The 13358-nt window shown below is 70.0% G+C and carries 14 protein-coding genes; 6 read left to right on the top strand and 8 right to left on the bottom strand.

Annotated elements, in window-relative coordinates; translation table 11 throughout:
- Positions 1-23 precede the first annotated feature (23 nt).
- The 4 genes from WMF45_RS25715 to WMF45_RS25700 form a co-directional block, all read right to left on the bottom strand.
- Positions 24-1256, bottom strand: coding sequence for a class I SAM-dependent methyltransferase (locus WMF45_RS25715; RefSeq protein WP_437719460.1), 1233 nt, complete (start codon positions 1254-1256; stop codon positions 24-26).
- Positions 1257-1627: 371 nt separating this feature from the next.
- Positions 1628-3019, bottom strand: coding sequence for a glycoside hydrolase family 15 protein (locus WMF45_RS25710; protein ID WP_437719459.1), 1392 nt, complete (start codon positions 3017-3019; stop codon positions 1628-1630).
- Between the two features lie 320 nt (positions 3020-3339).
- Complete coding sequence (locus tag WMF45_RS25705; protein ID WP_437719458.1) at positions 3340-4113, bottom strand: DUF72 domain-containing protein; 774 nt, start codon at positions 4111-4113, stop codon at positions 3340-3342.
- Positions 4114-4189: 76 nt separating this feature from the next.
- The gene (locus WMF45_RS25700) at positions 4190-5359 is read right to left on the bottom strand and encodes a sigma-70 family RNA polymerase sigma factor (protein WP_437719457.1); all 1170 of its coding nucleotides are present in this window, start codon (positions 5357-5359) and stop codon (positions 4190-4192) included.
- Between the two features lie 341 nt (positions 5360-5700).
- Between WMF45_RS25700 and WMF45_RS25695 the strand changes: the two genes are divergently transcribed.
- On the top strand, positions 5701-5988 hold the full coding sequence (locus WMF45_RS25695; protein WP_437719456.1) for a BON domain-containing protein: 288 nt from the start codon (positions 5701-5703) through the stop codon (positions 5986-5988).
- Positions 5989-6022: 34 nt separating this feature from the next.
- Here WMF45_RS25695 and WMF45_RS25690 read toward each other — a convergent pair whose 3' ends face one another.
- Complete coding sequence (locus WMF45_RS25690) at positions 6023-6229, bottom strand: hypothetical protein (protein ID WP_437719455.1); 207 nt, start codon at positions 6227-6229, stop codon at positions 6023-6025.
- A 299-nt stretch (positions 6230-6528) separates the two neighbouring features.
- Between WMF45_RS25690 and WMF45_RS25685 the strand changes: the two genes are divergently transcribed.
- From WMF45_RS25685 to WMF45_RS25675, 3 genes are all read left to right on the top strand, one after another.
- Positions 6529-6954 (top strand): CBS domain-containing protein, encoded by a 426-nt coding sequence (locus tag WMF45_RS25685; RefSeq protein WP_437719454.1) that lies wholly within the window; start codon positions 6529-6531, stop codon positions 6952-6954.
- A gap of 13 nt (positions 6955-6967) precedes the next feature.
- Positions 6968-7405, top strand: coding sequence for a CBS domain-containing protein (locus tag WMF45_RS25680; protein ID WP_437719453.1), 438 nt, complete (start codon positions 6968-6970; stop codon positions 7403-7405).
- Between the two features lie 156 nt (positions 7406-7561).
- Positions 7562-7831, top strand: coding sequence for a cold-shock protein (locus WMF45_RS25675; protein ID WP_437719452.1), 270 nt, complete (start codon positions 7562-7564; stop codon positions 7829-7831).
- A 313-nt stretch (positions 7832-8144) separates the two neighbouring features.
- Here WMF45_RS25675 and WMF45_RS25670 read toward each other — a convergent pair whose 3' ends face one another.
- Entirely contained in the window at positions 8145-8570 is a 426-nt protein-coding gene (locus tag WMF45_RS25670; RefSeq protein ID WP_437719451.1) for a CBS domain-containing protein, read from the bottom strand.
- Positions 8571-8781: 211 nt separating this feature from the next.
- Between WMF45_RS25670 and WMF45_RS25665 the strand changes: the two genes are divergently transcribed.
- Together WMF45_RS25665 and WMF45_RS25660 are read left to right on the top strand one after the other, a co-directional pair.
- Complete coding sequence (locus WMF45_RS25665) at positions 8782-10092, top strand: hemolysin family protein (protein ID WP_437719450.1); 1311 nt, start codon at positions 8782-8784, stop codon at positions 10090-10092.
- Between the two features lie 99 nt (positions 10093-10191).
- Positions 10192-11340, top strand: a complete 1149-nt coding sequence (locus WMF45_RS25660) for a CapA family protein (RefSeq protein WP_437719585.1) — start codon at positions 10192-10194, stop codon at positions 11338-11340.
- Positions 11341-11372: 32 nt separating this feature from the next.
- Here the strand turns inward: WMF45_RS25660 and WMF45_RS25655 are convergent, their stop codons facing one another.
- Together WMF45_RS25655 and WMF45_RS25650 are read right to left on the bottom strand one after the other, a co-directional pair.
- Positions 11373-12728: a phosphoribosyltransferase family protein gene (locus WMF45_RS25655; protein ID WP_437719449.1), complete on the bottom strand. Its 1356-nt coding sequence runs from the start codon at positions 12726-12728 to the stop codon at positions 11373-11375.
- A gap of 64 nt (positions 12729-12792) precedes the next feature.
- A complete protein-coding gene (locus tag WMF45_RS25650; RefSeq protein ID WP_437719448.1) occupies positions 12793-13248 on the bottom strand; it encodes a CBS domain-containing protein in 456 nt (151 codons plus the stop codon).
- Between the last annotated feature and the right edge of the window lie 110 nt (positions 13249-13358).

Below are 13358 nucleotides of genomic sequence, written 5' to 3'. Positions count from 1 at the left end.
GTCATCGGCTGGACGAGAGCTCCCTACGCCGCGCGCTCCAACCGGGCTTCCGGCGGGCGCGCGGCCTCGAACAGATAATCGCGGGTGAGCGGCACGGCGTCCACGCGCTTGGCGAGCTGCACCTGGAACACCATCAGCCCGCACCGGCGAAAGCCCACCTCGCTCGCGGCGAGATAGAACTCCCACATCCGGCGAAAGCGCGCGTCGTGGGTCCTGGCCACCGCCTCGGCATTGGCGAGGAAGCGCCGGCGCCAGTGCCGGAGCGTCTCGGCGTAGTGCAGCCGGAGGATCTCCAGGTCCGTCACCCACAGGCCCGCCCGCTCGATCGACGGCAAGACCTCGGAGAGCGCAGGGATATGCGCGCCCGGGAAGATGTACCTCTGAAGCCACGGGTCCATGTCGCTCGGCCCCTCCATGCGCCCGATCGCGTGCAGGACGGCCACGCCGTCATCGGCCAGCAGATCGCGCACTTTCCGGAAAAAGGAGTCGTAGTGCGGGACGCCGACATGCTCGAACATGCCGACCGAGACGATGCGATCGTACTCGCCGACCTCGCCCCGGTAGTCGCAGAGGTGGAAGCGCACCCGCCTCTCGAGGCCCGCCTCCGCGGCGCGCCGGCGTGCCGCCGCGACCTGGCGGGTCGAGAGCGAGATCCCGGTGACGTCGACGTCCGCGACCCGGGCGAGGTGCAGGCACAGGCCTCCCCAGCCGCTCCCGATGTCCAGCACCCTCTGCCCGGGCCGGAGGAGGAGCTTGGTCGTGAGATGGCGCTTCTTGGCTTCCTGCGCCTCCTCGAGCGTCATGTGGGGGTCGGCGAAATAGGCACATGAATATTGTCGATCCGGATCGAGGAAATGGTCAAAGAGGGCCTCGGGTAAATCGTAGTGATGGGCGGCGTTGCGGCGCGCGCGGACGGGCGGGTTGTACTGCTGGAGGAAGGTCCACGATCGACCCAGGATGCGGCCGAGGTGCGCCGCCTGGAGCGGCTTCAGCCGGGCGATGTTCCTCGCGCCGAGATCGAGCAAGTCGTACACGCTGCCGCGCTCGACGGTGAGTGAGCCGTCCGTGTACGCCTCGCCCAGGGACAGGCCCGGGTTGAGCAAGAGCTTCCAGTGCAGGCGCCGGTCGGAGAGCCTCACCACGACCTCGCCGCTGTCATCGGCGCACCGACCGAAGCGGTGGGCCACACCGCGGGCGTCGATCAACGTGAGCGCGCCCTCGTCGATGAGCCTATCCAGGATCTTGACCAGGAGCATCGACCCCCCTCGGACATTGCCTGCCAGCGATCTACCTCGCGCCGCTGCTCCCGCTACCTCGCGCCGCTGCTCCCGGCTCACGAGAGCCCGTCCGGCCGACGTTGACCATCAGCGACGTTGACCATGAGCGCCTCCCCGGTGGGCACCTAGGTCCCGGAGGCCGCGCCGAGAAGCCCTCGCCCGGGGGGCGGGGCAGGCGCTGGCCGAGGCTGCCGAGGAGGCCGGCGCACCCATGGTTGAAGCGCGCCGGGAGCCCCGTCCACGCGAAGCGGACGTGGAGGCTCGAGGCGTCGCAGACGAGCAGCGCTGCCGGGAGGCACGTACGCCACCTCCTGATCCGCGCGACGGCGACGACCGATTCTCTTCGAAGATCAACGAGAAGACGGCTGATGCTCGCTCACTTCAGCTGCGAGAATGTAGACGGCGTAGTTCATGCTCAGATCGGGAGCTCCTTGTTGGCAACCGGTGAATCGATTCATTTGCTCTGACAGCGATCCATCGGGATTGATGTGGTGATGCACTCGACCCAGGAACGCATCTCCTTTGCGCCGGAGCGCATCGACGACCTCGTCGAAGCGCGGGTCGCCGAGGAGGAGCTCCTCGCCTGGGCGGAAGCGCGCATCTTCCAGCGGCAGCCTCTGGAAGAACGGCAGGTTCGTGGAGGTGAGGACGGCCCTCTCCAGCCTCTGGTAGCGTTCGGCCAGCTTGTAGTAAAACACCGCGAAGCCGATCGTGAGACTTGGCCACGGGTTGCCGAGCGAATCCGTGCGATATCCATCGTAGCGGTCTTCCGGATAGCGGCCGATGGCAATCCCCTCGATCCGCTTCGACGGATCGTTGATCGGGTACATGACCTCGAAGGTGCTCTCCAGCGCCGCGGCCGTCGCGAGCACCTGCTCCTGGTCCACTGGATGAGCACAGCCCCCTTCGAGGTGGAGATCTTCGTCCGTGGCATATCCGCCCAGCGTCGCGACGATGACGGAGCTGTCCAGGCCGCTCCGCGGGCTCGGCCATCCACCCTGATCACGCGTCGCGACGAGGTGATTGCGCCCGGGATCCCAATGCAAGAGCAATTCATCACCCAGCGCTCGCGACTGCTCGAGATACCAGCGGGCCGCGCCGGCATCCTCGAGCTTCATTGCGAGCGCGGCCCCCTCGACGAGCGCCGTCCGCTCCAGGAGCCGCGTGAAGAAATGGTGTCCCCACACCTCTTCCCAGAGATCGAAGCAGGGCTCGCGCCAGTGGTGCGAGATGTATTCCAGGTCCGTCTTGATCACCGAGTCGGTCGGCAGCTTCGCATCGTAGAGCTTTTCACGCACCAGCTCCCGCTTGCCCTCGCTCAGAAGGACGAAGGCCAGACGAGTGAGCTCGATGGCTCGAATGGCAGGTCCGTCGTGCTGCGGACGTCCCCATGGCCCCGAGTAGGGCTCTCCGTCTATCGTGAACTTCGGCTCACCCAGCCCGGCAGGGCTGTGCGTGGCAGTCCGCTGAATGTCCCTGGAAAAATCCACGAAGTCCATCAGCAGGTCGAAATACCGTTGCCGGGCCGCGAGCTGCGTCGCCGACTGGTACAGGGAGAGGATGGCCTTTACCGCGATGCCAGAGTCCCGAACCCAATGGAAATAGTAGTTCGGGTTCGATCGAGATGGGGAAGCCACGATGGCTCCTGGGATGGATCCCGGAGGCGATACATTCTTTAACAAGAGCTCCTTGGCGCGCTCCGTGTCCTGCTGGAGGCATTTTCGCAGGCTCTGTGCTCTCACGTCGATCTCCTAGCCACCTCGCACGGAGGCGATCTCGCTGCGCCCGGCCTCGAACCGGTCAATCCACCATGATCCGAAGGGCGATCCGGGAGGAGCCGCCCTCTCGGACCTCGGCGCGTGATCCGGGAGGAGCCATCGTTCTTGAGCGTTGCAAGAGCTGGGCTTGGCCGGCGGCCTCCTGGGGACCTCCGGATTTTCGCGCATCATCCGGACCTGAGAGTTCACGTGAAGGTGGGAAGGCGGGAAGAATATCGATCTTTCTTCCCGCCTTCCCACCTTCATGTTCAATTTCGAGCACTACCCAGCTGGGCGCCGTCTTCTCACCCCACCCGCACCTCGCGCCGCGGGGGCACCCTGGTCGCCGCCAGCCCAGCTCGCTCTGCCGCACGCGCGAACACGATGGCATCGCGCACCGCACACCCGGCGCCGTCGTTGTTGAAGAAGACGTAGGCGTCTGCGCCAGGGCCCCACGTGGAGGCGAGCCGCTCGGCCGCGGCGCGGAGGGCGGCCCCGCCGTAGCACGGGCTCGGCGTGGCGCACCCCGCGTGGAATCTCAGGTAGGCCCACGTCGCCGTCCGGAGGAAGGGTGTCTTGAACCACGGGCTGTCGGCGATGCACAGCGCAGCGTCGCGCGCGGAGAGCAGCGCCGATATCTCCTCGGTGAACCACGAGGCGTCCCGGGGCTCGACGGCCAGGCGGACGCACCGCGGGAAGCAGTCGAGGGCGGCCGCGAGCCGGCCCGCGTCGGCCTTCATCCGGGGCGGGAGCTGCAGCAGCACCGGGCCGAGCTTGCTGCCCAGGTGCTGCACGCGATCGAGAAACCGCGCCACCGGCTCGGCCGGCGCGCCGAGGCGACGCATGTGCGTGAGGAACCGGCTCATCTTGACCGCCATCACGAAGTCCTCGGGCGTGCGGGCGGACCAGTCTTCACACGTCGAGGCATCGGGGAGCCGGTAGAACGCGGAGTTCACCTCGACGGCCTGGAAGCGCTGGGCGTAGTGCTCGAGCCAGCGCGAAGCGCTCAGGCGCTCGGGGTAGAAGCGTCCTCGCCAGTGGGGGTACTGCCACCCCGACGTGCCGACGAGCACCGGCATGACAAGCAAGAGTTATGGCACGGAGGCGGCCGCCCTGGACCCGCCCTCCACCCCGGGGGGCCACGCGCCCCGAGCCTCACTGGACCAGGTAGCTGCCGAGCTGCGCCTGCGTCGACCTGGCCTTGAGCTTGCGCAGCGCGTTCGCCTCGATCTGGCGGATGCGCTCGCGCGACAGCGACATCGACGCGCCGATCTCCGCGAGGGTGAGCTCGGGCGCGCCGTCGAGCCCGAACCGGCGCCGGAGCACGTCCTGCTCGCGCGGCGTGAGCTCGTCGAGCAGCCGCATCGCCTGCGCACGCATCCGGCCCTCGGCGACCTGCTCGTCCGGCGTCGGCGCGCTCGGGTCGGGGACGAAGTCGCCGACGCACGCCTCGCGATCCGCACCGGCGGGGGCGTCGAGGCTGAGCGGCGCGGGCGCGAGCCCGAGGGCGAGCTCGATCTTCGCCTGGGAGAAGCCGGTCCGTTCGAGCAGCTCATCGCCCTCGGGCTCGCGTCCGTGCTCCTGGGCGAGCGCGCGCCGCGCGCGGAGGAGCTTTCGGCGGCTCTCCACCATGTGCACCGGCACGCGGATGGTCTGCGCCTGATCGGAGATCGCGCGCGCCATCTGCTGCTTGATCCACCACGCGGCGTAGGTGGCGAACCGGACGCCGCGGCCAGCGTCGAACTTGTCGGCCGCGCGAAGCAGGCCGATGTTGCCCTCCTGGATGAGGTCGTGGAGCGACAGGCCCGCGCGCGGGTACCTGGTCGCGAACCTGACCACGAGCGGGAGGCATGACGCGACCAGCTCGGCCCGGGCGAGATCGGCTGCCCGCCGGCCCTCCTCGACCGCCTCGAGGGTGGCACGCGCGGCCTCGTCCGTCGCCGGGGCTGCCCGGAGGGCGTCGACGACGCGCTCGAGGACGCGGCGGTGCAGCCGGGCGCGCTCGATCCCGGAGGCGAGCGCGTCGCGGTCGCGTCGCCGCGACCGGCCGGCCTCGAGCGACTCGGCGAGCGTGCCGGCGCGCTCGAGCAGCGCGACGAGCCGGGCCTCGCTCTGCTCGCCGGCGACGTGCTCCTCCTCGTTGGCGGCGCGGAGGATGTTGCGCGCACGCAGCTTGTGCGCCGCGAGCTCCTCGCCGATCCTGGCGAGCTCGCGGAGCGCGACGGGCGAGCCCACCAGCGCGCGCAGGATGGCTGCCGCCCCCTCCTCGACGCGGCGGGCGAGCGCGACCTCTTCCTCGCGCGTCAGGGCGGGACGCCCGCGCAACCCGCCGAGATAGAGGCTCGCACCCTCGCGCCCGGGCGTCACGCCGCGGCGCGGCCGGGCCACACCCAGGGGCCTTCGGGAGTGCGGCGCGGCAGGGGGGCGCCGGCGCGGCTCGCTGGGCTCTTCAGGTCGGATAGCACGGTTGTCGGTGTCGAGAATGGAAATGGTCTGTCTCATCGTGGGTAGTTTGCGCGCATGCGCAGCGTCGTGCGCAGCGTGTGGAGATTGCGGCGGAGCATGCGCGGGCGCTCTCTCGTCCGACGCTCTACGCCGCAATGCATGATAACCACGCGAGCGCCTCGCGGAAGGCCCCGGCGCGGTGGGCGCCAGGAACCCGCGACGTGGTGAACGCGCTTGAGGTCGACGCCCCGGAGGAGGACAAAGACGACGAGATCTCCGACGCGGTGCGCATCGTCCTCGAGAAGGATCCGCTCCTCGACGCATCGGAGATCGGGGTCAGCACCGAGCGCTCGCGCGTCACGCTGCGAGGCCTCGTGGCGAGCGAGGAGCAACGCAGGACCGCCGAGCACGACGCCTGGTACGTCTTCGGCGTGAACGACGTGAGCAACGAGATCGAGGTCTCCCCGGACATGGCCTCCGCGCGGTGGAGGTCTGTCGCCGCCTCATGAATCCCCGAGGACAGGCGGGCGGACCGACGGAGCTCTATGGTGTCGGTGCCAGCCCGGCCAGGATCGCATCGAGGCGCCGGAGCACCACTTCGATCCGCTCGATCGCCGCCTTCAGGTCCGCCCGGTACTCTCGGTTGTCGGTGTGGACCAGCTCTTCACGCATCCCCACGAGCCGGATCGACAAGGCTGTCCTCATGTCTTTCGCCTCGCGCTCATCGAGCTCGAAATGAAGCTGGGCCATATCTCTCCGCGATCTGCGAGCGGCATGTCCCCACGACGGAGGGGCACATGGTGACGCGGCGTCTCGCTGTCATCCGCTCCTGCGCTATCGGGAGCGCTTGCCGCGAAGGCCGTCCTGGTTCGCTGGCGCCCCGGCGCTCTCGGGCAGCGTGCGGAGGATGGCGAGCCCGCGCGCTCGCCGGCACGGCAAGCTCGGGCCGCTCGTCTGCAACGGGCCACGCGCCGCTCATCGGCAGCGGCGGGCACACCCCATGCTTCCTCTCCGCCGGTGATCCGAGGGATCACGAGAGGGGTTGGTCCATGGCTGTCATCGATTATTGCACCGCGAAGGTCGAGACCCTGCAGCCGGATGCGACCGCCGCCCAGGCGGCGCGGCTCATGCGGGACCAGGGGATTGGCTCGGTCGTCGTGCAGACGGCGGGCGGCCCGGGGATCGTGACCGATCGGGATCTGGTCGTGCGGGTGCTCGCCAAGCGGCATGATCCGAAGCAGCTTCGCCTCGCCGAGATCGTGAGCGCGCCGGCGGCAACGCTGTCCGCGGACGCCTCGTTCGCGGAGGCGGCGGCGCTCATGCGCGCGCGCGCGGTGCGCCGGCTGCCGGTCGTCGGCGCGGGCGGCGAGCTCGTTGGGATCGTGACCTGCGACGACCTCGTGGAGCTCCTCGGGCGGGAGCTCTCCGACATTGCCGCGGTGACCCGCGGAGGAGCAGGGGACGGGGCCCCATGACGGGAGGGCGCTGATGTCGCTGATCGAATTCTGCCGGAGAGATGTGGTGACGGTGCGGCCGGAGGCGTCCGTCGGGGCGGCCGCGGAGCTGCTCGTTGATCAGGGCGTGGGCGCGCTCGTCGTCGTCGCGGACGGGACGCGGCCCGTCGGGGTCGTCACCGATCGGGACCTCGTGCTGCGCGTGATGGCGGCGGAGCGCGACCCCGAGCACACCAGGGTTGCGGACGTGATGAGCCAGCCGGCGATCACCGCAGGTCCGCTCGACCGCCTCGAGGCGACGACCGCGCGGATGCGAGAGCTCGGGGTGCGCAGGATGCCCGTGGTCTCGCCGGATGGGGAGGTCATCGGGCTGCTCTCGGCCGACGATCTGATCGACCTCTTCGGTCGGGAGCTCCACGATCTCGGGGAGGCGGTGCGAAAAGAAGTGACGGCGAGCCAGCAGCGCTCATGATCACAGCCGATGCCCCGCGGCCCCGGAGGCCGCACCGAGGGCCGGCGCACGTCGGTTGCTGGTGTGGACCGGAGCGCCGATGGTGGAAGCACGGTCGGGAGCGCCTCCCGGACCGAGCGGACGCCGGGGCGGCGGCCTGGACGAGGGGGGCGACTCATGATCATCCCGCCAGAAGTGACGTTTCGTAACCTGGAGCGCTCGGACGCCATCGAGGCGGCGGTGCTCGATCGGGTCTCGAAGCTCTTCCCGGACCGGGGGTACGGCTTCATCGAGATGCCCGACGGCCGCGAGGTGTACTTCCACGGCCATTGCGTCCACGGCCACGGGTTCAACCGGCTCTCGGTCGGCACCCAGGTGCGGTTCGTGGAGGAGGAGGGCGAGCAGGGGCCGCAGGCGAGCGTGGTCTTCATCGCCGGCAAAGGCTGACGACGTCCTGCGGCTCGGGTCCGTCGTCGCTCTTCGCAGAGCTGGAGATGAACGGACTACGCCGCGGTCGGGAAGCTCGAGGAGCGGGCCGCAGCGTGAGCGTCCGAGCGCAGGGCGGATCGAGGGCGATCCGGCATGTGAGGGCGCAGTCGCCGGGCGTCGGAGCGGCGAAGGCTCGGCGGCTGGCCGGCGGGTGGACGAGGAGCGGGCCGCCCGCGGAGGTCGACCATGGCGATCATTGGCATCGATGTGGGAACTTCGAATTCGGCCGCAGCGGCGCTTCGAGGCGGCCGCCGCAGCAACGGGAGACGGGTCACGCCTCCCCGAGGATCCCGCGAAAGACGTCCACATAGCTGACGATGCCGAGCAACACACCTTCTCCGTCGACGACCGGGACCGCGCCGATCTTGTTGTCGAGCATGAGCTCCATGAGCTCGGTCACGTCCGCGTCCGGACTGGCGCTCACGACATTGCTGCTCATCATCACGGACACCGGCACGCGGGCCTTCTGCAGCGCTGCGTCCACCGCCGTGGTGTCCTCCGCGTAGGGCACCCATAGCGCGCGCAGGTCGCGATCGCTGAGCATCCCGACCAGCTCACCCAGCTCGTCGACGACCGGAAGGTGCCGAAAATCCGTCGTCTGGAGCACGTCCACCGCCTCGCCGATGGGGTCGTCGACCCGCACGGTCCGGGGGGTCTCGGTCATGAGCCTGGCGGCGCGGATCCTGGGCAATGGCATCTCGCTCCACGCTCGGTGCAACTCGCGGACCGATCGATCCGTCGATGAGCCGCGCCGCCCCCGTCCGGACGTTGCCTTTGCGTCGGGCCCCGCTGGTCGCTCCCGGAGGACGCGCCCGCATGCTGCGTCTCGCTCGAGTTGCGGATACGCCCCGCCGCCGCCAAGAAACGTCGGCGGCGGCGCGGCGCTCGCGATCCGGAGCAAGCTGGCGATGACAAGCGCGGACTGGGCGGGCCTCGGGGCGGTGGCGGTCCTGATCCTTCTGGCGGCGCTGATGGCGGCCGCCGAGGTCGTGATCACGCGCATGAGCCGCATCCGCGCCTACCGGCTGCGCGAGGAGGACCGGCGCGGGGCGGCGTCGCTGGTGCGGCTGGTCGACGACCCAGCGCCTCACCTGAACGTCGTACTCCTGCTCACCCTGCTCTTCCAGCTCGCGGGCACCACCCTCGCCGGCGCCGTGGCGCTGCGGGTCCTCGGCGGCTACGGCGACCTGGTCGCCACGCTGATCATGACGGTGCTCTTGTTCGTGCTCGCCGAGGCGATGCCCAAGACCTTCGCCGTGCAGCACACGGACCGGATCGCGCTCCGCCTCGCGCCGATGGTCGTCGCCCTGGGCGCCATGCTCGGGCCGGTCGCGCGCCTGCTCATCCGCGTCACCAACGTCATCCTGCCCGGCAAGGGGCTCAAGGAGGGGCCTTTCGTCACCGAGGCAGAGATCCGAGCCATGGCCGACGTGGCGTCGAAGGAGGAGGCCATCAAGGAAGAGGAGAAGCAGCTCATCCACTCGATCTTCGAGTTCGGCGACACCGTGGTCCGCGAGGTGATGACGCCGAGGCCCGACATCGTGGCCGCCCCGGCGAGCACGCCTCTGCCGGAGGCGATGAGCCTGTTCATCAACAGCGGCTACTCGCGCATCCCGATCTACGATGCTGGGCTCGATGATATCGTCGGTGTCCTGTATGCGAAGGACGTGGTGCGCGAGTCTCACGCCGGCCACGTCGAGCGACCGCTCTCCGGGATCGCCCAGGCGCCTCACCTCGTCCCCGAGTCGAAGAAGGTCGCCGAGCTGCTCAAGGAGATGCAGCGCGACAAGTTCCACATGGCGCTCGTCGTGGACGAGCACGGGACGCTGTGCGGGCTCGTGACGTTGGAGGATGTGCTCGAGGAGATCGTCGGCGAGATCGCCGACGAGTACGACCGCGAGGAGCCGAACGTGAAGCCCGTCGGCGAGAAGGCCTATCGCGTGAACGCGCGCACGTCGGTGGACCAGCTGAGCGAGGTGCTCGACGTGAAGCTGCCGACGACCGAGTGGGACACGGTGGGCGGCCTCATGCTCGGCGTCCTCGGTCACCTGCCGGCCCAGGGGGAGCAGGTGGAGCTCGAGAGCCTGAGGTTCACGGCCGAACGCGTCCACGGCCGTCGGATCGCCGAGATCCTCGTCGAGGAGCTCGATCACGAGGGTCAGGAGGAGCGAGGGACGACCGACTCCGCCCGGGAGGATGAGGAGCCTCACTGTCTGTGATGTCGCCGAGCGCGCTCACGCGGTCCGGAGGCCAAGGCCGCGCGCCGCACCTGGTCTCTTCCTTGCAACTCGTGCAGCTCGATGGAGCGGCGACCCGTGATGCAAGGCGTGGCGAGGGAGCGGCCCCAGGGCACGTCGGCTGCGGGTGCTGTCACCATCTCTCTCTGCGGTGACGTGATGACCGGCCGGGGGATCGATCAGATCCTGCCATGTCCGAGCGATCCGGTGCTGTACGAGCTGGCCGTGGAGGACGCGAGGGGGTACGTCGAGCTCGCCGAGCGCGCGAGCGGCCCCATTCCCCGGCCCGTCGATTTCTCGTACGTCTGGGGGGCCGCGCTCGAAGCGTGGAGCCGGCGGGCGCCCGCCGTCCGGCTGGTCAACCTCGAGACGGCGATCACGACCAGCGATGAGCCGTGTCTCAAGGGTATCAATTACCGGATGCACCCAGGGAACGTCTCGTGCCTCACTGCGGCGCAGATCGACTGCTGCGCGCTGGCCAACAACCACGTCCTCGACTGGGGAGTTGCCGGGCTGATCGACACGATCGCCGCGCTCCGGTCGGTGAACGTGACGACGGCCGGCGCGGGCCGCAATCTCGATGAGGCGGCGGCGCCGGCGCTCATCGAGATCGAGGGCGAGGGGAGGGTCCTCATCTTCTCGCTGGGCTCGGAGACCAGCGGCGTCCCGCGGCGCTGGGGCGCCTCGGTGGACCGCCCGGGCATTCACCTGGTCGATGAGTCGTCTCCCGCGGAGGTCGGTCGCGTGCTGGACGCGGTGCGGGCGGCCAGGCGGGAGGGCGACATCGTCGTGGCCTCGATCCACTGGGGCCCGAACTGGGGGTACGAGGTCCCGGAGGAGCAGATCGCGCTCGCCCACGCCCTCGTCGACGTCGCCGGCGTCGACGTGGTTCACGGGCACTCCTCGCATCATCCGAAGGCGATCGAGGTCCACGCGGGGCGGCTGATCATCTACGGCTGCGGCGACTTCGTGAACGACTATGAGGGCATCAGCGGACACGAGGCCTATCGAGGCGATCTGGCCATGATGTACTTTGCCACGCTGCGCGCGGGGACCGGGGAGCTCGCCGGTCTGGAGCTGGTGCCGCTGCGGATGAGCAAGTTTCGCCTCCACCGCGCCGCGCAAGAGGACGCGCTCTGGCTGAGGGACGTGCTGAGCCGAGAGGGCGCGCGGTTCGGGACGCGCGTCGAGCTCGGGGAGGAAGGCAGCCTGCTGCTGCGCTGGCGCTGATCCGCGAGCACCGCGCCGCTGCTCTCCCGCAGTTACGCGGTCGCATCGAGCGCCCGGGGCGCCAGGTAGCGAACGAACCAGGCGCTGGCCGCGCGCGCGACCTCTTCCAGCGTCCCTGGCTCCTCGAACAGGTGCGTCGCTCCCTCCACGATCGCGAGCTGTCGCGGTCCGCGCAGGAGCTGGAGCGCCTGCCGGTTCAACGCGAGCACCTCGGTGTCCGCGCTCCCGACGATGAGCAGCGTGGGCGCGCGGACCTGCTCGAGGTACGCGCCGGCGAGATCGGGGCGCCCGCCCCGCGACACCACGGCGTCCGCGAGATCCGGACGCCTCGCCGCGGCGACCAGCGCAGCCGCGGCGCCGGTGCTCGCGCCGAAGTAGCCGATCCGGAGCGCGCTCGTCTCGGGTTGCTCGCGCGTGGCCAGGGCCGCGCCCATGACCCGCCCCGCGAGGAGCTCGATGTCGAACCGGAGGTGGCCAGTCCGCTCATCCACCGCCTCTTCCTCGCCGGTGAGGAGGTCGAAGAGCAACGTGGCCAGCCCGGCGCTCTGGAGCACCTCTGCGACGAACCGGTTGCGCGGGCTATGCCGGCTGCTGCCGCTCCCGTGGGCGAACAGGACGATGCCTGTCGCCCCGGCGGGGATCGTCAGGCTGCCCTGGAGGCGCGCGCCGTCGTCGAGCTCGAGCTCGACGGGGAGCTCCTCTGCCGGCTCCGGCGGGCCCGCCGGCCCCTCCTCGCCTTCCGCGCCCGCGCCGCCGGTGCGCGCCCGCTCGAGCAGCTCCACGACATCCTCGTCCGTGGTCTGGCGGAAGTCCTGGTAATAGGCGCCTATCGCGAACAGCTGCGGATCCGCGTCGAGGCAGACCACCTCATCGACCTCGGGGCGCAGCGATTCGAGCGTCGTCGCCGACGCGACCGGGACCGCGAGGACGAGGCGCCTCGGCCCGCGCCGCCGGACGGCCCGGAGCGCGGCGCGTACGGTCCCGCCGGTCGCGATGCCGTCGTCGACGACGATGACCGTGCGGCCCTCGACATCGACGGGCGGTCGGCCGCGCCGGAAGCGCTGCACGCGCGCCTCGACCTCGGCGGCCTTGCGGTCCACGATCTCCGCGACCTCCTTCTGGGGCACGCCGAGCTCCGCGACCACCTCCTCATTGAGGTACACCTCTCCCCCCTCCGAGATGGCGCCCATGCCCAGCTCTTCGTACCCCGGAGCGCCGAGCTTGCGCACCACCCAGACGTCGAGCGGCGCCTTGAGCGCCCGGGCGACCTCGTAGGCGACCGGGACGCCGCCGCGCGGGAGCCCGAGCACGACGGGCGTGTCGTCGCGGTAACGACCCAGCGCGAAGGCCAGGCGGCGCCCTGCATCAACGCGATCTCGAAACAACATGAACCCTCCTGCGCCGGTCGCGTGCTGACCGTGACCTCCTCGCCCCTGTGGATACACCCGGCACTCAGATCCTCCTCTGCGCTTCCCGCCGCTGCTGCCTCGTCACCAGCGCGCTCAGCTCGGAGAGCTCGTCCGACAGGAACTCGATGAGATCGTCGAAGGCGATGATCCCCTGGAGCACCCCCTCGTCGTTCACCACCGGCACGCGCCGGATGCCCTCGGCGCGCATCCTACCGAGGACGTCCAGGAGGTCCTCCTGCTCTCGCGCTGTGATCAACCGCTCGGTCGCGACATCCGCCACCTGGAGAGACTCCAGGTAGGGACTCGCGGTCGCCACCACGCCGACCACGATGTCGCGATCGGTGATGATGCCGGCAGGCACGGTCCTCCCGGCCGGCTCCTCGACGATGACCAGGCTGCCGACGTGATGCGCCCGCATGCGGCGGGCGGCCTCGATCACGGTCTCGGTCTTGCCGATGGTGACGACGCCTCGATTGCAGAGCTCCCCAGCAGTGGTCACGGCATTCCTCCCAGCGAACGCTCCATGGAGCCGGCGCCGGCTACGGGAAGCCCATGCCCGAGGGGGCATGGAGGCCGGTGCGCTCCCATGGCACGTGGCGAGCAAACAGA

Source organism: Sorangium sp. So ce448, from assembly GCF_051520915.1.
Classification (GTDB): domain Bacteria; phylum Myxococcota_A; class Polyangia; order Polyangiales; family Polyangiaceae; genus Sorangium; species Sorangium cellulosum_B.
The sequence above is the reverse complement of the archived record's forward strand: the minus strand, read 5'-3'. Positions and strand labels throughout refer to the sequence as shown.

What these genes read in the sequence shown, in the direction of transcription:
- WMF45_RS25705 (WP_437719458.1), bottom strand. Translation starts at nt 4,113, where the DNA reads ATGCCGGTGCTCGTCGGCACGTCGGGGTGGCAGTACCCCCACTGGCGA.
- WMF45_RS25655 (WP_437719449.1), bottom strand. Translation starts at nt 12,728, where the DNA reads ATGTTGTTTCGAGATCGCGTTGATGCAGGGCGCCGCCTGGCCTTCGCG.
- WMF45_RS25670 (WP_437719451.1), bottom strand. Translation starts at nt 8,570, where the DNA reads ATGCCATTGCCCAGGATCCGCGCCGCCAGGCTCATGACCGAGACCCCC.
- WMF45_RS25690 (WP_437719455.1), bottom strand. Translation starts at nt 6,229, where the DNA reads ATGGCCCAGCTTCATTTCGAGCTCGATGAGCGCGAGGCGAAAGACATG.
- WMF45_RS25675 (WP_437719452.1), top strand. Translation starts at nt 7,562, where the DNA reads ATGATCATCCCGCCAGAAGTGACGTTTCGTAACCTGGAGCGCTCGGAC.
- WMF45_RS25660 (WP_437719585.1), top strand. Translation starts at nt 10,192, where the DNA reads ATGCAAGGCGTGGCGAGGGAGCGGCCCCAGGGCACGTCGGCTGCGGGT.
- WMF45_RS25685 (WP_437719454.1), top strand. Translation starts at nt 6,529, where the DNA reads ATGGCTGTCATCGATTATTGCACCGCGAAGGTCGAGACCCTGCAGCCG.
- WMF45_RS25715 (WP_437719460.1), bottom strand. Translation starts at nt 1,256, where the DNA reads ATGCTCCTGGTCAAGATCCTGGATAGGCTCATCGACGAGGGCGCGCTC.
- WMF45_RS25665 (WP_437719450.1), top strand. Translation starts at nt 8,782, where the DNA reads ATGACAAGCGCGGACTGGGCGGGCCTCGGGGCGGTGGCGGTCCTGATC.
- WMF45_RS25680 (WP_437719453.1), top strand. Translation starts at nt 6,968, where the DNA reads ATGTCGCTGATCGAATTCTGCCGGAGAGATGTGGTGACGGTGCGGCCG.